This window comes from Novosphingobium fluoreni (assembly GCF_014196615.1).
GTDB lineage: Bacteria > Pseudomonadota > Alphaproteobacteria > Sphingomonadales > Sphingomonadaceae > Novosphingobium > Novosphingobium fluoreni.
Genome location: NZ_JACIDY010000007.1, coordinates 18,156 through 41,057, shown reverse-complemented (window position 1 = coordinate 41,057; position 22,902 = coordinate 18,156). Strand labels below are relative to the sequence as shown.

Sequence of the window (22,902 nt, the reverse complement as noted above, 5' to 3'; positions counted from 1 at the left end):
GCGGAGCGCCGCGCCGCTTAGTAGAAGGAAAGAATTCAACACAGATTGTCGCTGCGGTTAACAATGTTCGATCCTGACTACGACCTATTCCTCCAAATCGTGGAAGCCGGTTCGATCTCGGCCACGGCGCGGGCGCGCGGGATGACTACGGCCGCGCTGAGCAAACGACTGGTGCGGCTGGAGGAACGGCTGGGCGTGCGCCTGCTCCACCGTACCACGCGCCGCCTGGCGCTGACCCCGGCGGGCAAGGAACTGCACGACACGCTGCTGCCGCTGCGCGCCTCGCTCCAGGCGGCGGAAGAGCGCGTCGCTGGGCGGCGAACCCGGATCAGTGGCCCGCTGCGGCTTTCCGCACCCACCTCGTTCGGGCGAATGCACGTCGTCCCCGCCCTGCCCGCCTTCCTGGCGCAATACCCCGAGGTTGAGCTTGCGATCGACCTGACCGACGAGTTTGTGGACTTGATCGGCGGCCGCTATGATCTGGCGGTGCGCATCGGCGCGCGGCTGGGCTCCGGGCTTGTCGGCGAGCGGCTGGGCACCAGCCACCGGGTATTCTGCGCCGCGCCTTCATACCTCTCGGCCTTTGGAGAACCGCAGGCATTGTCAGAGCTTGAGAGGCACCACTTGCTCGCCACCGATCGCCAATTGCCCTGGCAGCTGGACGGGCCGGACGGCACGGTGACCCATCAGGGCCACAGCTATATCCGCACCAATTCCAGCGAAGTGGTCAGCGACCTCGCGCTGCGCGGCTGTGGGATCGCGCTGCGGTCCTTGTGGGACGTGGGCGAAGCACTGGAAACCGGGGCCCTGCGCCGGGTGCTGCCCCAGTATCGCGGCTCGCAGGATGTCGGCATCTTCGCGGTCCATGCCTCTTCGTCCGTGGTTCCGGCCCGTGTGCAGGCTTTGATCGGACATTTGTCCCAGTCGCTTCAAGGCTCTGCAAGAGTGGCGATGCCTGGGGATTGATAGCAACGCCCAGACGCCCGGCGGATAAGCATGCCGATGCGGCGAACGGTTCATCGACCATGCAGCCATGCTGCGCTGCCAGACGTTATCGGTTGTATTCACACCAATCGCAGGAGAAGCTCATGGTGGATTTCAGCCAGATCAAGGAACACATGGAAGTCATCGGCGCGGACGGCGTACACGTCGGCACGGTGGACAAGGTGGAGGGCCAGCGCATCAAGCTGACGAAGTCAGACAGCGGCGCCGGCGTGCACGAAGGCCACCATCACTTTATCTCGGAAGGTCTGGTTGCCGGGATCGAGGGTGACAAGGTCCGCCTTTCCGCCAATGCCGATGTCGCGCTGACGTTCGAGGAAGAGGCAGGCGGCTCGTCGACTTCCGACGGGCAGTAAAGGCTGGATCGAGGCGATGCTGGAACATATCCCCCACTGGCTCGGCGCGATGCTCACCAATGTGCGTGCCGGCCACGCCAAGCTGGTCATCGTGCAGGATGGCATCGTCACCAATGGAGAGCGGCTCGACTTGTCGAGCCCCGCTTTCCCAGACGGCGGACGGTTGCCCGAGCGTTTCACCGCTGATGGCAGCGGCGTTTCGCCGCCATTGGTTTGGGGGGACGTGCCGATGGGTACGTCCAGCATCGCCCTGATCGTAGAGGACCCGGACGCGCCGACACCCAATCCCCTCGTCCACGCGGTGGTCTGGAATATCCCGCCGGAAGAGCGCCGCCTGGGCGAAGGGATGATTGCCAAGGACGGCGATGGCGGTGCGGATGGCAGAGATGTCGGCAAGAACAGCTACCTTTCCGAAGGCTGGCTGCCGCCCGACCCGCCCACCGGACACGGCAATCACGACTATGTCTTCCAGCTTTTTGCGCTGAGCCAGACGCCTGATCTTGATCCTAACCCCGGTCGCTCGAGCGTGATCGAGGCTTTGCGCGGCAACGTTCTGTCGGCCGGGTTGCTCGTGGGCACGTACTCACGCGGAGAGGATGCGGGAGTACGGTCTGACAGCGTGGTGGAACCGAGCCTTGGTAACCGCGATCTGGGAACGTCGCTGGCTTAGGCTGAACAGCTAAGCGACAAAAAAAGGCGGCCTGGGATCACCCGGGCCGCCCCATTCTCTCAGGCTGATGCGAGCCGTCAGGCGGCGGCAGCCTCACCCTTATCTTGACCACCGTCGACGACGCTGAGCGTGTTGCCGCCGATCGCGATCTTCTTGGGCTTCATGGCCTCTGGCACCTCGCGCACAAGGTCGATCATCAGCAGGCCGTCCGCAAGATCAGCGCTCTGAACGCGAACATAATCCGCCAGTTCGAAGCGACGCTCGAAGCCGCGCTGCGCGATGCCGACGTGCAGCATTTCGCCTTCGGTGCCTTCGTCAGGCTTGCTGCCCTTCACCACCAGCAAATTAGCTTGCGCGGTGATGTCGATGTCGGCGGGCTTGAACCCGGCGACAGCCAGCGTGATGCGGTACGCATCCGCGCCGCGACGCTCGACGTTGAACGGTGGGTACTTGTCGCCACCCTGCACGCGCGCCTGATTTTCGATCATGTCGAACAGGCGGTCAAACCCGACCATGGTGCGGCGGTAGGGAGTGAAATCGATACGGTTCATGACAAAAATCCTCCATTGAGCAATCTTCGTAAATTCAAGGCCCGGGAACCCGGCGCCTCGTTGGCGAGTCATCCCCGTAGCCGGGCCATGACTCGCAATCGAAGATATGATAGCCGCCACGCGTTTCAAGAGCTTGCGGCAAACAAGCAAAAGGACTGAATTCAATGGCTGAGAAAGTCGAGATCTACACCAAGTGGGGCTGCCCTTACTGTGTCGCGGCCAAGTCCCTGCTCGACAAGAAGGGGGTCGCCTACGAAGAGCATGACGTGACCATGGGCGGCCCCAAGAAGAAGAAAATGCAAGAGCGCGTGCCGGGCGCGCGTACCGTCCCCCAGGTGATCGTCGCCGGTAAGCCGCTGGGCGGTTTCGACGATATCAGCGCGCTGGACAGCAAGGGCGAACTCGATCCCATCCTGGGCCTCTGACGCTGGATGACGCGGGTCGCGATCCTGCAAATGACCACGGGCATCGACCCCGTGGTCAACGCCGCCACCATCGTTGGGGCGATGGAACACGCCAAGGCAGGCGGCGCGGCGATGCTGTTCACGCCCGAGATGTCGGGCCTGCTGGATCGTGACCGCGCCCGTGCAGCGCGATCGATCACTGGCGAAGCAAACGATCCGGTTTTGGCGCAGGTCTGCGAAGCTGCGGCGCGGCTGGGCCTGTGGGCCGCGATCGGCTCCCTCGCCATTAGGAAAGAAGATGGCCGCTGGGCCAATCGCGCCTTCGTGATCGACGACGCCGGCGAGATCGCCGCTCGGTACGACAAGATCCACATGTTTGATGTCGATCTGGCGAACGGGGAATCGTGGCGGGAATCGTCAGCCTACGCGGCGGGCGACGAGGTTGTAACAGTGAACACCCCGGTCGGCCGCTTGGGCTTGACGGTATGTTACGACGTGCGCTTCCCCGCCTTGTTCGAGGCGCTGGGCCAGCGGCAATGCGACGTGATCGCCATCCCCGCAGCCTTCACCGTGCCGACTGGTAAGGCGCACTGGCACCTCCTACAGCGCACCCGCGCGGTCGAAGCCAGCGCTTTTGTCATCGCGGCCGCACAAGTCGGTCAGCACCAGGATGGCCGCGCTACGTACGGTCACAGCCTGGCGGTCGATCCCTGGGGAGAAGTCCTGCTGGACATGGGCGGCGAGACCAGCGGCGTTGGCTTCGTCGATATCGATCCTGTCCGCACTGCCGAAGTGCGCCGCCAACTGCCAAGCCTTGCCAATCGCCGCGCGATCCATGATGAGGCGCGCCGATGATAGTATTCGATCTGGAATGTCGCAGAGGCCAGCACCGGTTTGAAGGCTGGTTCCGTTCGTCGGAAGACTTCGCCCGGCAGGAAGAGCTTGGCCTGTTGACCTGCCCCAATTGCGGCTCCGCCGATATCGGCAAGGCGCTGATGGCGCCGCATGTGGGGCGCAAGGGCAACCAGATGCCGGTGCATGCGCCATCCGTTCCCCCGCCAGCTGCCGCACCCGCCCCCACGACACTCCCGGCACCTGCTCCTGCTGCAGTCGCAGCACCGGCCGTTTCCTCGACCCCGCTTCCGCCAGAGGCAATGGCGCTGATGCATAAGCTGGCCCGGATGCAGGCAGAGGCGTTGAAATCGTCACGCTTCGTCGGCAGCAGCTTCGCCGATGATGCCCGAGCGATGCACTACGGCGAGCGTGAGGCGGAGACGATTCACGGCCAGACCACGATCGAGGAAGCGCGCGAGTTGCTGGACGAGGGCATTGCCGTCGCCCCCCTGCCGTTCCCGGTGGTGCCACCCGAGCAGGCGAACTGATTGCCAAGCTGACGACCGCTGCGTAAGAAGCCCCGGCGTGCGCCCGTAGCTCAGCAGGATAGAGCACCAGATTCCTAATCTGGGGGCCATGGGTTCGAATCCCGTCGGGCGCACCAACCTGCTGAATTTTCCTTCGATTTCATGCTGGCCGCGCGGTGCGCCTCGGCTTATCGCCCCGGGCATGGATCTGACAATCGAAGCTATTTCCTTTCTGATCGCGACGGCATTCGTCGCCGGGTCGATCGATGCGTTGGCCGGCGGCGGCGGTTTGTTGACCATCCCGGCGCTGATGAGCGTGGGCATCCCCCCGGTTGCCGCCATCGCTACGAACAAGCTGCAAGGCATGTTTGGCACCGGCTCGGCCGTGATCGCGTACTGGCGCGCAGACCGCATCGATTTCAGGGCCTTTGCGATACCGGCTGCCGGCGCATTTCTGGGCTCGTTGGCTGGCGCCTTCGCCGTCCAGCGGATCGATTCCGGCTTTTTGGCCGCCGTCGTCCCCGTGCTGCTGGTGGCGATGGCGCTGTATTACCTTCTTGCGCCGCCGATGGGCGATGTCGATCGCCATGCCCGGCTCGGGCGGGCCGGATTGTCGTTGGTCTGCGCCGCGATCGGCTTTTACGACGGCTTCTTCGGCCCGGGCACTGGCTCTTTCCTGACGACGGCGCTGGTGGCGCTGGGCGGTCTGGGCTTGGTGCGCGCCATCGCCAATACCAAGTTCATCAATTTCGCCACCAATGTCGCCGGGCTGTCCGCGATGATCCTGGGCGGCAAGGTCCTGTGGATGCTGGGCTTCGGCATGGCGGTGGCCAATATCGCAGGCAATCAGCTCGGTGCGTGGTTCGCCATCCGTCACAGCGGACGCGGCGCGCGCCCCCTGCTGGTCATCATGTCGATCGCCTTGACGATCAAGTTGCTGGCGGACCCGAAGAACCCGCTCTGGACGATCGTGAAAAGCGGGTTCTAAGCGTCGCCGCCGTCAGACCAGACGGGCCTGGCGCACCGCCGCCTCGATGAACTTGGCGAACAGCGGATGCGGGTCAAACGGCTTGCTCTTCAGCTCTGGATGGAACTGGACGCCGACGAACCAGGGATGATCGGGCCGCTCGACGATTTCAGGCAGCAGTCCGTCGGGTGACATGCCCGAGAACATCAGGCCGTTGCCCTCCAGCGCCTCGCGGTAAGCGCCGTTCACTTCGTAGCGATGGCGGTGGCGCTCGGAAATCTGGTTCGCGCCGTAGATCGCCGCGACATGGCTGTTGGCCGAAAGCATCGCCGGATACGCGCCGACGCGCATCGTGCCGCCCAGATCACCGCCATCAGCGCGCTTCTGCAAGCCGTCCTTGCTCATCCACTCGGTGATGATACCGACGACGGGCTCATCGGTCTGCCCGAACTCGGTGGAAGAGGCATTGGCGATCCCCGCCGCGCGGGCTCCTTCGATGCAGGCCATCTGCATGCCCAGGCAGATGCCGAAGAACGGCACTTGCCGCTCGCGCGCAAAGCGGACGCTGGCGATCTTACCCTCGGTGCCGCGTTCGCCGAAACCGCCAGGCACCAGGATGCCGTGCATCGGCTCAAGCAAAGCGGCGATTTCCGAATCGTCCTCCCGCTCGAAAATCTCGGCGTCGATCCAGTTGATGTGGACTTTCACGCGATTGGCCATGCCACCGTGGACAAGCGCCTCGTTCAAGGACTTGTAGGCGTCAGGCAGGCCGACGTACTTGCCGACCACGCCGATCGTGACTTCACCCTCCGGGTTCTGATAGCGATCGACGATATCGCTCCAACGCGTCAGCACCGGGGCCGGCGTGCTCATGCCGAAGTGATGGAGCACTTCGGCGTCCAGGCCCTCGGCGTGGTACTGCACGGGGACGGAGTAGATATTCGGAGCATCAAGCGCCGGGATCACCGCTTCGCGCCGTACATTGCAGAACAGCGCGATCTTGGCGCGGTCGCTTTCCGGCAATGGCCGTTCGCAGCGGCACAGCAGAACGTCCGGCTGGATGCCCAGTCCGGTCAATTCGCGGACAGAGTGCTGGGTGGGCTTGGTCTTCAACTCACCGGCAGCGGCGATGTAGGGCACCAGCGTCACGTGGACGAAGCAGGTCTGCTCCCGGCCCAGCTCGTTGCGCAACTGTCGCAGCGCCTCGATGAACGGCAGGCTCTCGATATCGCCGACGGTGCCGCCGATCTCGCACAGCACGAAGTCCAGATCGTCGGTATCGGCCTGCGCGAACTGCTTGATCGCGTCGGTCACGTGCGGGATCACCTGCACGGTGGCACCGAGATAATCGCCACGGCGCTCCTTGGCGATGATGTCGCGATAGATGCGGCCGGACGTGATGTTATCGCCCTGGTGCGCCGAGACGCCGGTGAAACGCTCGTAATGGCCCAGGTCGAGGTCCGTTTCCGCGCCATCGTCGGTCACGTAGACTTCGCCGTGCTGGTAAGGGCTCATCGTGCCCGGATCGACGTTGAGATACGGATCGAATTTGCGGATGCGGACCTTAAATCCGCGCGCCTGCAGCAGCGCCGCGAGGCTCGCCGCCATGAGACCCTTGCCGAGCGAGGATACCACGCCGCCGGTGATGAAAATGTGCCGCGCCATGGGAGATGGGCCTTAAAACGCGTGGCGACGCCAGAGCAAGCGCCCCGGAGCCGAAATCCACGAAAATGAAGTCCAGGCGAAAGCTCCCTTTATGGGAGCCGCCGCCAGCGGTTTAGTTGGCGGCCGAGCCCGCAAGCGGATCGTTCGCGGGAGCCGGGCTCGCCGTCGGAGCCGGTGCGGTGCCGGGAACGGGCGCGGTGCCGGTATTGGCCGTGCCAGCCAGCGGATCGACCGGAGCCTGAACGGGCGCATTACGCTGCAAGGACGTATCCAGTTGGCGTCCGGTGGAAACATTCACCGCCAGCGAGGCCAGGATGATGCTCAGCACCACGAAAATCGTGGCGAGCACACCGGTGGCGCGGGTCATGAAGTTGGCCGCACCACGGGCGGACATCAGGCCGGAAGGATTGCCGCCCCCGGTACCCAGCCCGCCGCCTTCCGACTGCTGCATCAGGATCACGCCCACCAGCGCGGCGGCGACGAGCGCCTGGACAACGGTCAGGAAGGTGAACAGCATGCAATCCTCAAGCAATCACGGCGCGGCGAGTCCATAGGCTCACCGCTCAACGCTCGCGCAGATAAGCCGTACCGCGCCGCCGCGCAAGCCACCCGGGCGGGGGGCCTCGCGACAGCTATGGTATCCCGGCTGATCGTCAGTTGTCTTCCAGGGCGGCCGCCGCGCCGACGATCGCCAGGAAGCTCTCGGCCGTCAGGCTGGCGCCGCCCACCAGGGCACCGCCGACGTCGCGGATAGAGAGCAGTTCCGACGCGTTCTCGGCCTTGACCGAACCGCCGTAGAGAATGCGCACGCCCGCGCCGGCTTCGCCGTAAATCGAGACGAGCTTCGCCCGGATAGCCTTGTGCATCGCGGCCACGTCGTCGACGGAGGGAACCCGGCCGGTGCCGATCGCCCAGACCGGTTCGTAAGCCACGGTCAGCTTATCCACCGCGCCATCGCTGTGTGGGCACGAGCCTTCCAGCTGGCCGCCGACCACGCTTTCGGCATTGCCAGCGTCACGTTCGCCCTCAGTCTCGCCAACGCACAGGATCACGGCGAGGCCGGCGCCCAGCGCCGCTTCCGCCTTGGCGCGCACGTCAGCATCGGTTTCACCGTGCAACGTCCGGCGTTCCGAGTGACCGACGATCGTAAAGTCCGCGCCGGCATCCTTCAGCATCGCGGCCGAGGTATCGCCGGTGAACGCACCGCTATCCTTGGCGTGGCAATCCTGCCCGCCGATACCGATCAGTTCCACCGCCTCACGCGTACGATGCAGCAAGGTGGCGGGCGGCGCGATCGCCACCTGCACCTTGGGAAGCCGCGCCGCTCCACGATCAATCGCCCGCGCTTCCGAAAGGCTGGCGCGGGTCCCGTTCATCTTCCAATTGCCGACGATGTAAGGCAGACTTGCCATCTTCAACCCTTGTCCTTGAGCCGAATCCCAAAGATCGGCCCCCCATTTGTGTCGGGCAGCTAGGCCAGCGTGGCCCGGCTTGTCAAAGGCGGTAGCGGCGCTTTGCCCGCCTTGCTGTGTCACTACGGCCCAATGGGACGTTCGGTCCCCTACCCTGACCGACCCAACAAGATTGCCGAACCGGCATTGCAGGACCGGGCGTAGCCTCCTAAAGCGTCGCGGCTCAGGCCGGTTCCGTCTGCGGATACCGCGCTCAACTCTACGCTGGACGGCCCGCTCGCGCATGCTTCACTTTTTCCGGACCATCATCAAGTCGAAGGTCGGCGCGATCGTCGCCATCGCCATGCTGTGCCTTCTGGCGCTGGCCTTCGTGGCGGCTGACGTCAGCGGCAATCGCGGGGTCGGCGGGGCGAGCAGCGGCACGATCGCCAAGGTAGGCGGCGAGAGCGTGACCGCGGCCGACCTCAACAACGGCGTCAACGAAGCGCTGCAGCGCGTCCGCCAGCAAGACCCCACCTTGTCGATAACCGGTTTCGTGGCGCGTGGCGGGCTGGACATCATCCTCAACGACCTGATCGATCTGAAAGCGCTTTTCGATTTCGGCAAGGACAACGACATTGTCGCGGGTGACCGCCTGATCGACAGCGAACTGCAGCGCCAGGGCGCGTTGCAGCCCCAGGCGATCCCGCGCGATACCGTGGCCACGCGCCTGGTTGCGCGGATGCTGCTGGCCCCGGCCGAATACGGCTCGGTGATGCCGGCCGAGATGGCATGGCGCTATAGCCAGCTTCTGGGTGAAAGCCGCACCGGCACCGTGGTCGTCCTGCCCTCGCTGGCGTTCGCGCCGCAGCAGGCTCCTGGCAATGCGCAACTGGCCGCCTTCTACAAGTCGCACACCAACGCGTTCATCCGCCCGGAGCGCCGGGTGATCCGCTATGCCACCTTTGGCCCCGATGCCGTGAAGAACGTGCCTGCACCCACCGATGCGGAAATCGCCAAGCGTTATGATGCCGACAAAGCGCAGTATGCAGCGCTTGAGCGCCGCGCGATCACCCAGGTCGTCGCGCCGACCGAGGCCGCAGCCAAAGCCATCGATGCCGAGGTGAAGGCGGGCAAGTCGCTCGACGCATCGGCCAGCGAAAAGGGCTTGGCCGCGGCCAAGCTGGGTCCGTTGGGCAAGCAGGAATTGTCCGCCCAGTCCGCCCCCGCCGTGGCCGACGCCGTGTTCGCCGCGGCGAAGGGTCAGGTTGTCACCGCGCGCAGTCCTCTGGGCTGGTACGTCGTGCGTGTTGAAGCCGTCGACACGCGCCCGGCGCGCAGCCTGGCTGAGGTGAAGACCGAGATCGCCACCACCCTCGCCACCGAAAAGCGCCGCGCCGCGGTGACCGACTATCTCACCAAGATCGAGGAGCAGTTCGAAGGCGGTTCCAACCTGCCGGAGGTTGCCGCAAAGCTTGGCCTGCAACTGCAAGACACCCCGCCGCTGACCGCTGATGGCGCGGTCTATCAGGCTCCTGGGCAAGGCGTTTCCCCCGCGCTCAAGCCGATCTTGAAGACGGCGTTCTCGATGGAGGAAAACCAGCCTCAGGTGGCCGAGGCCGAGCCGGGCAAGACCTTTATCGTCTATGATGTCACGTCTGTTTCGCCGTCGGCACCGGCGCCCATGAATGAGATCCTGGGCGACGTGAAGCTGGCCTATGCGCTCGATATGGGCGCGGCCAATGCCAAGGCGGAAGCGCTGAAGGTGCAGGCTGCGCTGCGCAAGGGCGAAAAGGTTGACGCCATCGTCGCACGGATTGGCAAGAAGCTGCCTCCGGTGGAGCGCGTTGGCATGAGCCGCCCGCAGCTGGTGCAGATGCAGCAGGCCGGCCGTCCGGTCCCCCCGCCGATCCGCCTGCTGTTTGCGATGGCAAAGGGCAGCGTGAAGGTACAGGAAGCACCGGGCAAGCGTGGCTGGTTCGTCGTGGTTCTGGACACGATCCAGCCCGGCGCGGTGGATCGCAAGGACCCGGCGATCGCTGACGCGCAGCGCGGTCTGGGCAAGGCCTCCGGCACGGAATACTCCGAAGCGCTGCGCAAGGCGATCACCGCCAATGTCGGGGCGACGCGTAACGAAGCCGCGATCAAGGCGCTGCGTGATCAGCTGTCCGGCAAAGCCGCGGCTGAATGACGGCCGATCGCTGACGTGACGGACGCAGGTTTTTCCCAGCAGCGTGAGATCGCAAGCCAGGCTTTGGCGGCAGGCAAGCCGGGGCTGGTCTGGACGCGGCTCGTGTCCGATACCGAAACCCCGGTCGGCGCCGCGCTGAAGTTGTTCGAGCCCGAACGCGGCGATTTTTTGCTGGAATCGGTTGAAGGTGGCGAGAACCGTGGGCGTTACAGTCTGCTCGGCCTCGATCCGGACCTGGTATTTCGCGCCGATGCCGCCGGTTGCCAGATAAACCGGGCATGGCAGGCGGACCGCCAGCAGTTTGAGGAGCTGGCACGAGACAGCCTGACAGAGCTTCGCACCCTGGTCGAGGCGTGCCGGATCGATGTTCCCGCGCAGTTGCCGCCTTTGGCCTGCCTGGTCGGCTACTTCGGGTACGAGACGATCGGCCTGGTGGAAAAGCTGCCGCGCGCCCCGCAAAGCCCGCTGGAACTGCCGGACATGCTCTTTGTCCGCCCGTCTCTGATGCTGGTGTTCGACCGGTTGAGCGATGAACTGTACTGCGTTGCCCCGGTCTGGCCAGAGACAGGAACGCCGGGCATCGCTCGGGCCGAGGAGCGCATCGCGGACGCCTTGCGCCGCCTCGCCCAGCCCGCCCCACCAGCCCCGGCGGCAACATCCCTGCCCGACCCCCAGCGCAATCCCGTCATGGCGGCGCAGGACTACCAGGCGATGGTCCTGCGCGCGAAAGACTATATCGAGGCGGGGGACATCTTTCAGGTGGTGCTCGCCCAGCGCTTCACGTGCGAGTTTCCGCTGCCACCGCTGGCGCTCTACCGCGCTCTGCGTCGCATCAACCCCTCGCCGTTCCTCTATTTCCTGGACCTGCCGGGGTTCGCGCTGATTGGCTCCAGCCCCGAGATTCTCGTTCGGGTACGCGATGGCGAAGTAACGATCCGCCCCATCGCCGGCACCCGTCCGCGCGGTGCGACCGCCGCCGAAGACAAGGCGAACGAGGTCAGCTTGCTCGCCGATCCCAAGGAGCGCGCCGAGCACCTGATGCTGCTGGACCTGGGCCGTAACGACGTAGGCCGCGTGGCCGCCACAGGCTCGGTGCAAGTGACGGACAGCTATACGATCGAGCGCTACAGCCACGTCATGCACATCGTGTCCAACGTCGTCGGCCGGCTTGACACCGCCCGCCACGATGCGATCGATGCGGTCTTCGCGGGCTTTCCCGCCGGCACCGTCTCGGGTGCGCCCAAGGTCCACGCGTGCGAGATCATCGCCGAGCTGGAGCCGGAAACGCGCGGTGCCTACGCGGGCGGCGTCGGGTATTTCGCGCCGGATGGCTCTGTTGATTCGTGCATCGTCCTGCGCACCGGCGTGCTGAAGGACGGCGTGCTGCATGTGCAGGCGGGCGCGGGCATCGTCGCCGATAGCGACCCGGCGGCCGAACAGCGGGAGTGCGAGGCCAAGTCCGGCGCTCTGTTCGCCGCTGCGCGTGAAGCGATCCGGATCGCGGCGGAACCAGGCTTTGGCCAGTGACACGGCGGGCGTCGTCCCGGGCTGGACTGAAAGTCGGTTTCAGCACGGCGCTATTGCTGGCTTTCAACCTCTCCGCCTGCGGTAAGGCCGAACAGAAAGCCGCTGCCCGCGAAGCGCCGCCACCGCCGCCTTGCTCTGGCGCGACGTTCGAAGGCACGCCGCTCACCCATTGCATCGCCGATCCCGCCCGTCATACGATCCGGATGGTGCTGGGGCCGCCGGGGGGCAAACCGTATCGCAGCTTGTCCGAACTGGCGGTCGGAATGGGGGACAAGGCGCGCAATGTCGCCTTCGCGATGAACGGCGGCATGTTCGATGCCGAGGGGCTGCCGATCGGCTACTATGTCGAGGGCGGCAAGCGTGGCCATGCGCTCAACCGCAACGAAGGCTGGGGCAACTTCCACTTGCAGCCCAACGGCGTGTTCTACGGCAAGGACGGCAAGTGGGCCGTGCGCACCGCGCAGGATTTCGAGCAAGCCGTTCAAGCCCGCCCGGATTTCGGCACGCAATCGGGGCCGATGCTGGTGATCGCAGGCAAGCTGCACCCCCGTATCGACAACGACGGCCCCTCGCAGAAACTACGCAATGCGGTTGGCGTCGATCGGGAAGGCCGCGCGCATTTCGTCATCAGCGAAGCGCCGATCTCGTTCGGCAAGCTCGCCCGCTATTTTCGCGACGACTTGCATGTCGCCAACGCGCTTTTCCTGGATGGCAGCGTCTCGTCGCTATGGGATCCGCAAATGCATCGTGTCGATGGTGGCCCCCCGCTGGGCCCCTTGATCGTGGTTGAGAAAAGGCACAAGGCGGCACCATGATCCTCGTCATCGACAACTATGACAGCTTCACTTGGAACCTCGTCCATTACCTGATGGAACTGGGGGCCGAAGTGGAGGTGGTGCGTAACGATGCCTTGTCAGTGGGTCAGGCCATTTCCAGCGGGGCGAAGGGGTTCCTGATCTCCCCCGGCCCGTGCACGCCCAACGAGGCGGGGATCAGCCTCGATCTTGTCGGCGCGGCGGCGCAGGCGGGCATGCCATTGCTGGGCGTGTGCCTGGGGCACCAGTCGATCGGCCAGTATTTTGGCGGCAAAGTGGTCCGCGGCGGGCTGATGCATGGCAAGACCTCGCCCGTAACCCACGATGACAGCGGCGTTTTTGCCGGAGTACCCTCGCCTTTCACGGCCACGCGCTATCACTCGCTGATCGTGGAGGACATTCCCGAGACGCTGCTGGTCAACGCGCGTTCGGACGATGGCCACGTCATGGGCTTTCGCCATCGTGACCTGCCGATCCACGGCGTGCAGTTCCATCCAGAGAGCATCGCCACCGAACACGGCCACGCCATGCTTGCGAACTTCCTGCGCGCCTGCGGCCTAGAGGCGAAGCTACCGGCATGAGCATCGCCACGTCCCCAGCCCCGGTGCTCAGCGTTGCGGAGACAGAGGCGCTGTTCGGCCGCATGCTCGATGGCGAAATGAGCGAGGCAGAAATCACCGCCACCCTGCTCGGCATGGGTGATCGCGGCGAGAATGCGGAGGATATAGCCGGCGCCGTCCTAGCGATGCGCGCCCGGATGATCCCGGTCAGCGCGCCGGCCCAAGCGATCGACGTTTGCGGCACCGGTGGAGACGGCCAGCACAGCCTCAACGTCTCCACTGCCGTGGCGATCGTCGTCGCGGCTTGCGGTGTGCCAGTGGCCAAGCACGGCAACCGCGCAGCGTCATCCAAGGCCGGCGGTGCGGACACGCTGGAAGCGCTAGGGCTCGATCTCGACCGGGCGAGTGAGCGCGCCGAGGAAACGCTGGCCGATCTGGGCCTGGCCTTTCTCTTTGCGCAAAAGCATCACCCCGCGCTCGCTCGTCTGGCGCCGATCCGCAAGGCGATCGGCAAGCGCACGATCTTCAATCTTACCGGGCCGCTGGCGAACCCGGCCAGCGTGACGCGCCAATTGGTCGGCGTCGCCAATCCCATCTACGTTCCCATCTATCGCGACGCGATGGCTCTGGTGGGGATGACTTCCGCTATCGTTGTCGGCGGTGAGGAAGGTCTGGACGAGCTGTCGATCGACGGCCCCAGCGTCGTTTCCGCCCTCGGCTTTCCCGATCTGGCAACGCAAATCAGTCCAGCGGATGCCGGTTTGCCCAGCCACTCGCTGGAAGAACTGCGCGGCGGCGATGCGGCTTACAATGCCGCGGCCTTGCGCCGTCTGCTAAACGGTGAGCCAGGGGCCTACCGCGATGCGGTACTGTTCAACGCCGCCGCCGCCTTGATCCTGTCGGGCGAGGCGGCGGACTGGCGAGACGGTGTGGAAGAAGCGGCGGAAGCGATCGACAAGGGGTTGGCCAAGGCCCTGCTCGATTGCTGGATCGCCACGACGAACGCCTGAGCCGCCTCCGCACAGCGAGACCCGCATGACTGACAAACTGACTGAGATCTGCGACACCAAGCGCGAAGAAGTGGCATTGCGCAAAGGCTTTGCCACGATCGCCGATCTAGATGCCCGCGCGAGCGAGCAGTCCGCCCCGCGCGGCTTTCGCGCGGCACTGGAAAAGAAGGCCGCCTCGGGCTTCGCCCTAATTGCAGAGATCAAGAAAGCTTCGCCCTCCAAGGGATTGATCCGCAATGATTTCCGTCCCGCGGAACATGCGCTCGCGTATCAGCACGGCGGCGCGGCTTGTCTTTCCGTACTCACCGATGCGCCATACTTCCAAGGCCACGAAGATTATCTGATGGACGCTCGCGCGGCTTGTGAACTGCCGGTGCTGCGCAAGGATTTCATGGTCGACCCGTGGCAAGTGGCGGAGGCGCGCTCGATCGGTGCGGATGCCATACTGATCATCGTGGCTGCGCTGGATGACGGCCAGATGGCCGAGATCGAAGCGGCGGCCATCGAACGCGGCATGGACGTGCTGGTCGAAGTTCACAACGAAGATGAAATGGCACGTGCCATTCGTTTGCAATCACGGTTGATCGGTGTGAACAACCGTGACCTGAAACGGTTCGTGACGAATTTGTCCGTCACCGAGAGGCTGGCATCCTTGGCTCCGGCCGGCACATTGCTGGTCAGCGAAAGCGGCATCAACACACACGAGGATCTGCAAAGGCTGTCGAACTCCGGCGTGCGAACATTCCTTGTCGGTGAGAGCCTGATGCGCCAGAACGATGTTGCGGCCGCGACGCGGACACTCCTGTCGGGCAGGTGACGGCGGCCTCTGTCCTACAGCCAAAGCTTCTGGCATGAGTTTGTGATGCAAATGATCCATCGCTTTCGCGTTGCTCGACTTTTTGATCCGGAGCGCCCCCCCGGAATGCTCGCTCTGGACACCGGCAACTGCGGCAACCAGCAATGAGCACGTCTCTCACCCACATCGACGGCGATGGTACCGCGCGCATGGTCGATGTGGGCGCCAAGGCAGAGACGCAGCGCCTGGCACGCGCGTCGGGTCGTATCCGCATGGATGCCGAAGCGCTCGCGGCGATCAAGCAGGGAGATGCGCCGAAAGGCGATGTTCTGGGCACGGCGCGGATCGCAGGGATCATGGCGGCCAAGCGCACCGGGGATTTGATCCCGATGTGTCATCCCTTGGCGATCGATGCGGTGAACCTGGATTTCGCTTTCGAGGCCGACGCCATCCGCGCCACCGCGACGGCGACCCTGACTGGTAAGACCGGCATCGAGATGGAGGCGATCACCGCCGTCACCATAGCCCTCGTCACCATCTATGACATGGCGAAGGCACTGGACAAGGCCATGGTGATCGAGGACGTGCGCCTGATCGAGAAGCGCGGCGGCAAGTCCGGGCATTGGCTGGCGGATCGCGCGTGAACCGCACACCACCCGCCTCTCTGGAAGAAGCGCAGGCGCGCCTGCTCGCCTTGGTCAGCCCGATGCCGGTCGAGCACGTCGACATGGAAGGTGCGCTGCGCCACTTCCTCGCCCGGCCCGTGATCGCGCGGCGCACGCAGCCCAGCGCCAATCTTTCGGCCATGGATGGCTATGCCGTGACGTCGCAGGATATGGCGGGGCCGTGGCAAGTCATCGGCGAGAGCGCGGCCGGGCGGCCCTTCTCCGGCGGAGTCACAGCGGGCCAAGCGGCACGCATATCGACTGGCGCGGTGCTGCCACGCGGGGCAGATGCCGTGATTCTTCAAGAGGATATCGCGCGAACCGGCGATGTTCTCACACTTTCAGGCGAAGCCCCGGTCCCGCCTCACAAGCACGTTCGACCGCGGGGCCTGGATTTCAAGGATGGGCAGGAGGTTCTGGCCCGCGGACATAGGATCGGACCGGCGCAGCTGGCGCTGGCGATCAGCGCCGGGCACAAATATCTCGCGGTACATCGCCCGCCGTCGGTTTTCGTCCTCGATACCGGTGATGAACTTGCCGACGATCCTGAAAATTGCGCGCCACATCAGATACCTGCAAGCAACGGCATCATGCTGGCGGGCATGGCCCGAATGCTGCCCTGCAAGGTAACGCGAGTGGGCCCGGTGCCTGATACTTTGGACGCGCTGGCTACCGCGTTTGCCAAAGCCGAGGACGCCGACTTGATCGTCACCAGTGGCGGCGCTTCGGTGGGCGATCATGATCTGATCAAGCCAGCGCTGGAAGCATGGGGTGCGAAGATCGATTTCTGGCGAGTGGCGATCAAGCCGGGCAAGCCGATCCTGGTCGCCACCCGCCAACAGGACAGTGGCCGGCCCCAGATCGTGTTGGGTCTTCCCGGAAATCCGGTGTCCAGCCATGTCACCGCGTACCATTTCATGCTGCCGCTGCTGCGCGGATTGCTTGGTGCGGCGAGACCTGTGGTGCGTCCGTTGTTGATGCCGCTGGGCGCGCCTCTGCCGCGCAACGGTGCGCGGCGGACGTTCGTCAGGGCGCATTGGGACGGGATTTCGGTGATCCCACAAGCGGTTCAGGACAGCAGCGCCCTCGCCTCCCTGGCCGCTAGCAACGTGCTGATTGACCGCCCCGCGCAGGCGTCCGAACTGGCGCGTGGAGAGATGGTGGAGGCTTTCTGGCTCGAAAATGGCGGAATTGCTTGACGGGGCTAAGTTTGTTTCATAATTGTTCGCCTATTGTTCACTATCTTATCGCCTAAGGAGGCGGCGGACATGTTGACGCGTAAGCAGCACGAATTGCTCCGGTTCATTCAGGTCCGTCTAGAGGATACCGGGATATCTCCCAGTTTTGAGGAGATGAAGGAGGCCTTGGATCTCAAATCCAAGTCCGGCGTCCACCGCTTGATATCGGCGCTGGAAGAACGCGGCTTCATCCGCCGTTTGCCCAATCGGGCCCGTGCTCTGGAAGTGCTCAAGCAACCGGAGAACATCACGACCAAGCCCGCCGTTCGCAAGGCGCCTGCCAATAGCAACGATGCTCCGCGGCCGCGCACACCGCTGACGGCGCCTGCTAACGATGTGATCGAAATTCCTCTGCATGGGCGGATCGCCGCAGGCGTTCCGATCGAAGCGTTGGAGGGGCAATCGACCCTGCCGGTACCGGCGGCGCTTTTGGGCACCGGTGAGCATTACGCGCTTGAGGTATCGGGTGATTCGATGATCGAAGCCGGCATCCTGGACGGCGATTTCGCCTTGGTGAAGAAGACGAACACGGCGCGCGACGGCGAAATCGTGGTGGCGTTGGTCCGTGGAGAAGAAGCAACCCTCAAATACCTGCGTCGGGAAAACGGCATGGTGCGGCTCGACCCTGCGAATGCGGCTTACGAGCCGCAGATCTACGGTTCGGCGGAGGTGGAGGTGCAGGGTAAGTTGGCCGGCCTGTTGCGACGCTATAACTGATCTGGGGGGGCGGCAGATGCCGGCTCACGGATGCTGCGCCACCCACCAGCCATGCCGCCCTTCTCCCTCGGCGACGGTCGCAATCTGCAGGCGGGAGAGGTCAATGGCCAGCCCGCCGGTCGAGGCGAGCGTCCGGCGATCGGCTTTTAGCCATTTTGGCTGACATCCACGCGGCAACCAGCGATCGGATATGACAATATCGACCCGCTCGCACGCGGCGATAACGGCTCGTTCCGCCAAGACGCCCCCGCCCTTGGTCAACATCAATGTCCAACTGCGCTGGCCACGATTGACCGGAATGATGCAAACGTCCGGATTACAACGCGCGGCGGGCCAATCGCGAAGTAAAACGGGATCTCCGGCCATGCCTGCAATCTCCGTCAGGTTGTCGCGCGCGAAACTGCTCTTCGTCTCCCGCAGCAGATAGAGCGCGTCACCAGCATCAGAGGTGATACCAACATGGCGTCCATCGCTGGAGACGAGAACATCGGCGGGCCGAACCAACAGCAGCAGGATTGCCCCAAAGGCGGCGGGGATAAGGCCCAGCCAACGCAGCCGGGAACGCCATAGCCCCAGCCACAGCCCGCCTGCCATGAAGAGCAAAAACGATCCACTGCCGAAGGCCGGCATCACCGTTACCGCACCGGGGCGGCTCGCCACCCAATGGGCGATCGTGGTCAGCAGCGCGATCGCCTGGCCAGCGATCCACCAGGCAGGCGCTCCCAGTCCGCCGATATCGAGCAGGAGTGCTCCCAGCACAGCGGGCATGATTACAAACGTTGTCAAAGGGATAGCGGCGACATTGGCGAGTGCGCCGTAGAAACCGGCACGGTGAAAATGGAACAAACCGATCGGCATCAGCGCCATCTCGATGACAACGCCGGTCAACAGCACCATCGCACCATGACGCAGTAGCCGGACATACCATGGCTCCTCCCGCACGCTCAAGAACGCACGGATCGGCCCGGCGCCCGACAAGGCGACGATTGCCAGAACGGCCGCAAAACTCATCTGGAAGCTGGGCCCGATCAGGGCTTCGGGCCACAGGAGCAGAACCAGAAATGCAGCGATCGCCAGCATTCGCAGCGAGAGTGCCTCACGCCCCAACGCCAAGGCGGCAAGAACAAGAAGCGATCCGATGCAAGACCGAACCGTAGGGACCTGTGCCCCGCTCAGCAGCGTGTAGGCCACGCCCGCCAACGCTCCGGATGCCGCCGCCAGTACCGGCAGCCGGGTACGCAAGGCGAGCCAGGGCCACAGCGCAAACAGTCGCAGCGCCAGCAGGTACACCGCCCCCACCACCGCGCTGACGTGAAGGCCGCTGATCGAAAGCAGATGCGCCAGGCCGGAATCACGCATCGCCTCGGTATCGCTTTGGGCGATTCCGCCCATGTCTCCTGTCACCAGTGCCGCGGCGATCCCGGCATGTTCTGGGGCGAGGCGCTCGCGGACGTGGGCGTTCAACCGCCGCTGAGTGTCGTTGAGCCAAGATCCGGTATCGCCGCGCTTAACCCTTCGTGGTGCATCGAGCGCCGAACCTGTCGCGGAAAGGCCGCCGAACCAAGCCGCCCGGGCAAAGTTGTACGCGCCGGGCAGCAGTGGGGGTGCTGGTGGAACAAGACGTGCCCGCACCTCTATCCAATCCCCCGCGCGCAGGGCTCCGGGCGGGGCCTTGTCCTGGGGGACGTTCAACCGCACACGTATCGCAGCTGCGGTACTTGGATCTCGGGTGGCGATAATTACGCGACTGCGCGCATTTGCGGGTTGCGGCTCCACCGACAGGACTTTCCCGGTCAACTCCGCGACAAACGGCCGCGTGATTGGCCGGGCGCCGACCAGTTCGGACCGGGTCCATACGGAGAGGCACCCCGCGCTCAGGGCCAGGGGCAAAACGATCACCGCCATTCTCAGCAACGGATAGCGCCCGTCTGCCGCCATGATCGCGCCCGCCAACGACGCAGTGCCCAGGCCTCCGGCAATAAGCGCGAGCCATTGTGATGGGCCGGGAAGAGCGAACCACGCGGCGATGCCCGCTCCAAAGGCCACGACCACCCACGGCATCCGATCGAAACCGGCGGAGGCAAGAAAACGCTCGAGCCATACCAAGCCCCTCGACAAGCGCCGCGCGCTGTTCCATGGCCAATGTTGCACTGCAGCGCCTTTTAGGGCGCGCTGGGACAGGATTTTGAAACGCGTGGCTCTCGTCGCCATGTGGGCCTTGGACAGGAAGGATCGGACGATGGCAAGCGGCAGCGTAGCGGCACCGACGCAGGACGGGGTGAAAAGCCCGCGGCCCGTCGTCACGCGCTTCGCGCCCTCTCCCACCGGCTACCTGCACATCGGGGGCGCGCGAACTGCGCTTTTCAACTGGCTCTATGCCCGCCATCATGACGGCACCTACCTGCTACGCATTGAAGACACCGACCGGGCGCGCTCAACTGAGCCTGCGATCGACGCCATTTTCGATGGCCTTCGCTGGTTGAGCCTCGAAGGCGATGAGCCGGCGACGTTCCAATTCGCCCGGTCGGATCGTCATGCGGAGGTGGCGCATAAGCTGATCGCAGCAGGCCAGGCCTATCGCTGCTACATGACGCAGGACGAACTTGCCGCGCATAGGGCAAAGGCGCAGGAAGAGCGTCGGCCGTTCCGGCTGAACAGTCCGTGGCGCGATGCCGATGCGGCCGATCAGCCGACCGATGCGCCTTACGTCATCAGGATCAAGGCTCCGCGCGACGGGGAAACGGTGATCGACGATCTCGTACAAGGCTCCGTCACCGTACGGAACGAAGAGATCGATGACTTCGTTCTCCTGCGGTCGGACGGTACGCCGACGTACATGCTTGCCGTCGTGGTTGACGATCAGGATATGGGCGTCACGCACGTGATCCGCGGAGACGATCATCTGAACAACGCCTTCCGCCAGCTTGCGATTATCGATGCGATGTCATCGATCGAAGGCTGGGAACGGCCGACCTACGGCCATGTGCCGCTGATCCACGGTTCGGATGGCGCGAAACTGTCAAAGCGTCATGGTGCGCTTGGCGTCGATTCCTATCGCGACGATCTGGGCATTTTGCCCGAAGCTCTGTTTAACTATTTGCTTCGCCTCGGATGGGGCCATGGCGATGACGAGATCATATCACGCGATCAGGCCGTCGCTTGGTTCGATATGGCAGATGTTGGGAAATCGCCCTCCCGCTTCGATCTAGCTAAGTTGCAGAACCTGAACGGCCATTATCTGCGCGAGGCAAACGATGCCCGTCTAGCGGAACTCGTGGCTTCGCGGCTGGAGGGCGCAGATCGTGCGCTTCTGACGCAGGCGATGCCGGTCCTCAAAGTGCGCGCCAAGGACGTCAACGAATTGGCTGAGAGTGCTGCGTTTTTGTTTTCGCAACGCCCGCTGGAACTGACGGAGAAGGCGGCTGCCTTGTTGACGGACGAGGCTCGCGATTGTCTCGCCGCGATCCATACGCGGCTATCGGATGAGGCGGATTGGTCTGCCGAGCTCTTGGAAGCCGCCTTGAAGGCGATGGCCGAGGAACTGGGTCTCGGCCTTGGCAAGCTCGCGCAGCCCTTGCGCGCGGCCTTGACCGGCCGGACGACATCCCCAGGAATTTTCGACGTTTTGGTTCTGCTCGGTCGGGACGAGAGTCTGGCGCGGATTGCCGCGCAAGCTACCGCCCCGGCAGGGTCGCAAGTCTAGGGAGTATAGACACTTGGCTAACCAGGCAAAACTCACCACTGCCGGTAAGGAGTTCGAATATCCTATCTTGAAGGGCAGCGTCGGCCCGGATGTGATCGATATCCGAAAGCTCTATGGTCAGACCGGCCAGTTCACCTTCGATCCGGGCTTCACCTCGACGGCGGCGTGCGAATCCGCGCTGACCTATATCGACGGCGACGAAGGCGTGCTGCTGCATCGCGGTTATCCGATCGGCCAGCTGGCAGAGCAATCCAGCTTCATGGAAGTGTGCTACCTGCTGCTGAACGGCGAACTGCCAAGCGGCGATGAGTTGGAGACGTTCTCCACCACTATCACGCGCCACACCATGCTGCACGAACAGCTGGCAACGTTCTACCGTGGTTTCCGCCGCGATGCGCATCCCATGGCGATCATGTGCGGCGTGGTCGGCGCGCTTTCCGCATTCTACCACGACAGCACCGACATCGCCGATCCCGAGCATCGCAAGATCAGCTCTCATCGCTTGATCGCCAAGATGCCCACGATCGCTGCGATGGCGTATAAGTACTCTGTCGGGCAGCCCTTCCTCTACCCCGACAACAAGCTGAGCTACACCGGCAATTTCCTGCGGATGACCTTTGGCGTCCCCGCGGAAGAGTATGAAGTGATCCCGGCGGTGGAGAAGGCGATGGATCGCATCTTCATCCTTCACGCCGATCACGAGCAGAACGCCTCGACTTCGACTGTGCGTCTTGCCGGTTCGTCGGGTGCGAATCCGTTTGCGTGCATCGCGGCTGGTATCGCCTGCCTATGGGGCCCGGCTCATGGCGGCGCTAACGAAGCGGCGCTCAACATGCTCAAGGAAATCGGCACGCCGGACAAGATCCCGCACTACATCGAGCGGGCTAAGGACAAGAACGACCCGTTCCGTCTGATGGGCTTCGGCCACCGCGTGTACAAGAACTACGATCCGCGCGCGACCGTCATGCAGTCTACCGTTCGTGAAGTGTTCGAAGCGCTGAAGGTGGACGATCCGCTGTTCGAAACGGCTCTCCGCTTGGAAGAGATCGCACTGAACGATCCCTACTTCGTCGAGAAGAAGCTTTTCCCGAACGTGGACTTCTATTCGGGCATTATCCTTTCGGCCATCGGCTTCCCGACCACCATGTTCACGGTGCTGTTCGCCCTGGCTCGCACGGTCGGCTGGGTGGCGCAGTGGAACGAAATGATCAGCGATCCAGGCCAGAAGATCGGCCGTCCGCGCCAGCTCTATACCGGGCCGACGCAGCGCGACTATGTGGCGATCGACAAGCGCTGAGGCGCCATTCCGGTCG

The 22,902-nt window shown here is 64.1% G+C and carries 23 protein-coding genes and 1 tRNA gene; 19 read left to right on the top strand and 5 right to left on the bottom strand.

Annotation, left to right across the window (positions count from 1 at the left end; translation table 11 throughout):
- The first annotated feature begins 63 nt into the window (after nt 1–63).
- From GGR39_RS13365 to GGR39_RS13355, 3 genes are all read left to right on the top strand, one after another.
- Nucleotides 64–966 (top strand): LysR family transcriptional regulator, encoded by a 903-nt coding sequence (locus GGR39_RS13365; protein WP_183617593.1) that lies wholly within the window; start codon nt 64–66, stop codon nt 964–966.
- Nucleotides 967–1,088: 122 nt separating this feature from the next.
- Nucleotides 1,089–1,358 (top strand): DUF2171 domain-containing protein, encoded by a 270-nt coding sequence (locus GGR39_RS13360; protein WP_183617592.1) that lies wholly within the window; start codon nt 1,089–1,091, stop codon nt 1,356–1,358.
- A gap of 16 nt (nt 1,359–1,374) precedes the next feature.
- Complete coding sequence (locus GGR39_RS13355; RefSeq protein WP_183617591.1) at nt 1,375–2,028, top strand: YbhB/YbcL family Raf kinase inhibitor-like protein; 654 nt, start codon at nt 1,375–1,377, stop codon at nt 2,026–2,028.
- Between the two features lie 77 nt (nt 2,029–2,105).
- Here the strand turns inward: GGR39_RS13355 and GGR39_RS13350 are convergent, their stop codons facing one another.
- Complete coding sequence (locus tag GGR39_RS13350) at nt 2,106–2,579, bottom strand: Hsp20 family protein (RefSeq protein WP_183617590.1); 474 nt, start codon at nt 2,577–2,579, stop codon at nt 2,106–2,108.
- 164 nt (nt 2,580–2,743) lie between these two features.
- Here GGR39_RS13350 and grxC point away from each other — a divergent pair, with 164 nt between their 5' ends.
- From grxC to GGR39_RS13325, 5 genes are all read left to right on the top strand, one after another.
- A complete protein-coding gene (gene grxC / locus GGR39_RS13345; RefSeq protein WP_183617589.1) occupies nt 2,744–3,004 on the top strand; it encodes a glutaredoxin 3 in 261 nt (86 codons plus the stop codon).
- Between the two features lie 6 nt (nt 3,005–3,010).
- Nucleotides 3,011–3,838 (top strand): carbon-nitrogen hydrolase family protein, encoded by an 828-nt coding sequence (locus GGR39_RS13340; RefSeq protein ID WP_183617588.1) that lies wholly within the window; start codon nt 3,011–3,013, stop codon nt 3,836–3,838.
- On the top strand, nt 3,835–4,365 hold the full coding sequence (locus GGR39_RS13335) for a DUF1178 family protein (protein WP_183617587.1): 531 nt from the start codon (nt 3,835–3,837) through the stop codon (nt 4,363–4,365). Before GGR39_RS13340 ends, GGR39_RS13335 begins: the two co-directional genes overlap by 4 nt.
- A gap of 39 nt (nt 4,366–4,404) precedes the next feature.
- Nucleotides 4,405–4,481 (top strand) — tRNA-Arg (locus GGR39_RS13330).
- A gap of 65 nt (nt 4,482–4,546) precedes the next feature.
- Nucleotides 4,547–5,332 (top strand): TSUP family transporter, encoded by a 786-nt coding sequence (locus tag GGR39_RS13325; RefSeq protein ID WP_183617586.1) that lies wholly within the window; start codon nt 4,547–4,549, stop codon nt 5,330–5,332.
- Nucleotides 5,333–5,344: 12 nt separating this feature from the next.
- Here GGR39_RS13325 and pyrG read toward each other — a convergent pair whose 3' ends face one another.
- The 3 genes from pyrG to tpiA all read right to left on the bottom strand — a co-directional run bounded on the left by pyrG (nt 5,345) and on the right by tpiA (nt 8,388).
- Nucleotides 5,345–6,976 (bottom strand): CTP synthase, encoded by a 1,632-nt coding sequence (gene pyrG / locus GGR39_RS13320; protein WP_183617585.1) that lies wholly within the window; start codon nt 6,974–6,976, stop codon nt 5,345–5,347.
- Between the two features lie 112 nt (nt 6,977–7,088).
- A complete protein-coding gene (gene secG / locus GGR39_RS13315) occupies nt 7,089–7,490 on the bottom strand; it encodes a preprotein translocase subunit SecG (RefSeq protein WP_058735507.1) in 402 nt (133 codons plus the stop codon).
- 139 nt (nt 7,491–7,629) lie between these two features.
- Nucleotides 7,630–8,388 (bottom strand): triose-phosphate isomerase, encoded by a 759-nt coding sequence (gene tpiA / locus GGR39_RS13310; RefSeq protein WP_183617584.1) that lies wholly within the window; start codon nt 8,386–8,388, stop codon nt 7,630–7,632.
- Nucleotides 8,389–8,671: 283 nt separating this feature from the next.
- Here tpiA and GGR39_RS13305 point away from each other — a divergent pair, with 283 nt between their 5' ends.
- From GGR39_RS13305 to lexA, 9 genes are all read left to right on the top strand, one after another.
- Nucleotides 8,672–10,558, top strand: coding sequence for a peptidylprolyl isomerase (locus GGR39_RS13305; RefSeq protein WP_183617583.1), 1,887 nt, complete (start codon nt 8,672–8,674; stop codon nt 10,556–10,558).
- A 15-nt stretch (nt 10,559–10,573) separates the two neighbouring features.
- Entirely contained in the window at nt 10,574–12,085 is a 1,512-nt protein-coding gene (gene trpE, locus GGR39_RS13300) for an anthranilate synthase component I (RefSeq protein WP_183617582.1), read from the top strand.
- Nucleotides 12,082–12,900: a phosphodiester glycosidase family protein gene (locus tag GGR39_RS13295; RefSeq protein WP_343055887.1), complete on the top strand. Its 819-nt coding sequence runs from the start codon at nt 12,082–12,084 to the stop codon at nt 12,898–12,900. Before trpE ends, GGR39_RS13295 begins: the two co-directional genes overlap by 4 nt.
- On the top strand, nt 12,897–13,481 hold the full coding sequence (locus GGR39_RS13290; protein WP_183617581.1) for an anthranilate synthase component II: 585 nt from the start codon (nt 12,897–12,899) through the stop codon (nt 13,479–13,481). Before GGR39_RS13295 ends, GGR39_RS13290 begins: the two co-directional genes overlap by 4 nt.
- A complete protein-coding gene (gene trpD / locus GGR39_RS13285) occupies nt 13,478–14,470 on the top strand; it encodes an anthranilate phosphoribosyltransferase (RefSeq protein ID WP_183617580.1) in 993 nt (330 codons plus the stop codon). Before GGR39_RS13290 ends, trpD begins: the two co-directional genes overlap by 4 nt.
- Before the next feature lie 25 nt (nt 14,471–14,495).
- The gene (gene trpC / locus GGR39_RS13280; RefSeq protein WP_183617579.1) at nt 14,496–15,287 is read left to right on the top strand and encodes an indole-3-glycerol phosphate synthase TrpC; all 792 of its coding nucleotides are present in this window, start codon (nt 14,496–14,498) and stop codon (nt 15,285–15,287) included.
- Nucleotides 15,288–15,430: 143 nt separating this feature from the next.
- Complete coding sequence (moaC, locus tag GGR39_RS13275) at nt 15,431–15,910, top strand: cyclic pyranopterin monophosphate synthase MoaC (RefSeq protein WP_183617578.1); 480 nt, start codon at nt 15,431–15,433, stop codon at nt 15,908–15,910.
- A complete protein-coding gene (locus GGR39_RS13270) occupies nt 15,907–17,130 on the top strand; it encodes a molybdopterin-binding protein (protein ID WP_183617577.1) in 1,224 nt (407 codons plus the stop codon). Before moaC ends, GGR39_RS13270 begins: the two co-directional genes overlap by 4 nt.
- Before the next feature lie 69 nt (nt 17,131–17,199).
- Nucleotides 17,200–17,886, top strand: coding sequence for a transcriptional repressor LexA (gene lexA / locus GGR39_RS13265; protein ID WP_183617576.1), 687 nt, complete (start codon nt 17,200–17,202; stop codon nt 17,884–17,886).
- Between the two features lie 24 nt (nt 17,887–17,910).
- Here lexA and GGR39_RS13260 read toward each other — a convergent pair whose 3' ends face one another.
- Entirely contained in the window at nt 17,911–19,992 is a 2,082-nt protein-coding gene (locus tag GGR39_RS13260; RefSeq protein ID WP_246388714.1) for a ComEC/Rec2 family competence protein, read from the bottom strand.
- Between the two features lie 133 nt (nt 19,993–20,125).
- Between GGR39_RS13260 and gltX the strand changes: the two genes are divergently transcribed.
- Both gltX and GGR39_RS13250 read left to right on the top strand, forming a co-directional pair.
- The gene (gltX, locus tag GGR39_RS13255; protein WP_183617574.1) at nt 20,126–21,589 is read left to right on the top strand and encodes a glutamate--tRNA ligase; all 1,464 of its coding nucleotides are present in this window, start codon (nt 20,126–20,128) and stop codon (nt 21,587–21,589) included.
- A 13-nt stretch (nt 21,590–21,602) separates the two neighbouring features.
- The gene (locus GGR39_RS13250; RefSeq protein ID WP_058735373.1) at nt 21,603–22,886 is read left to right on the top strand and encodes a citrate synthase; all 1,284 of its coding nucleotides are present in this window, start codon (nt 21,603–21,605) and stop codon (nt 22,884–22,886) included.
- Nucleotides 22,887–22,902: the final 16 nt, after the last annotated feature.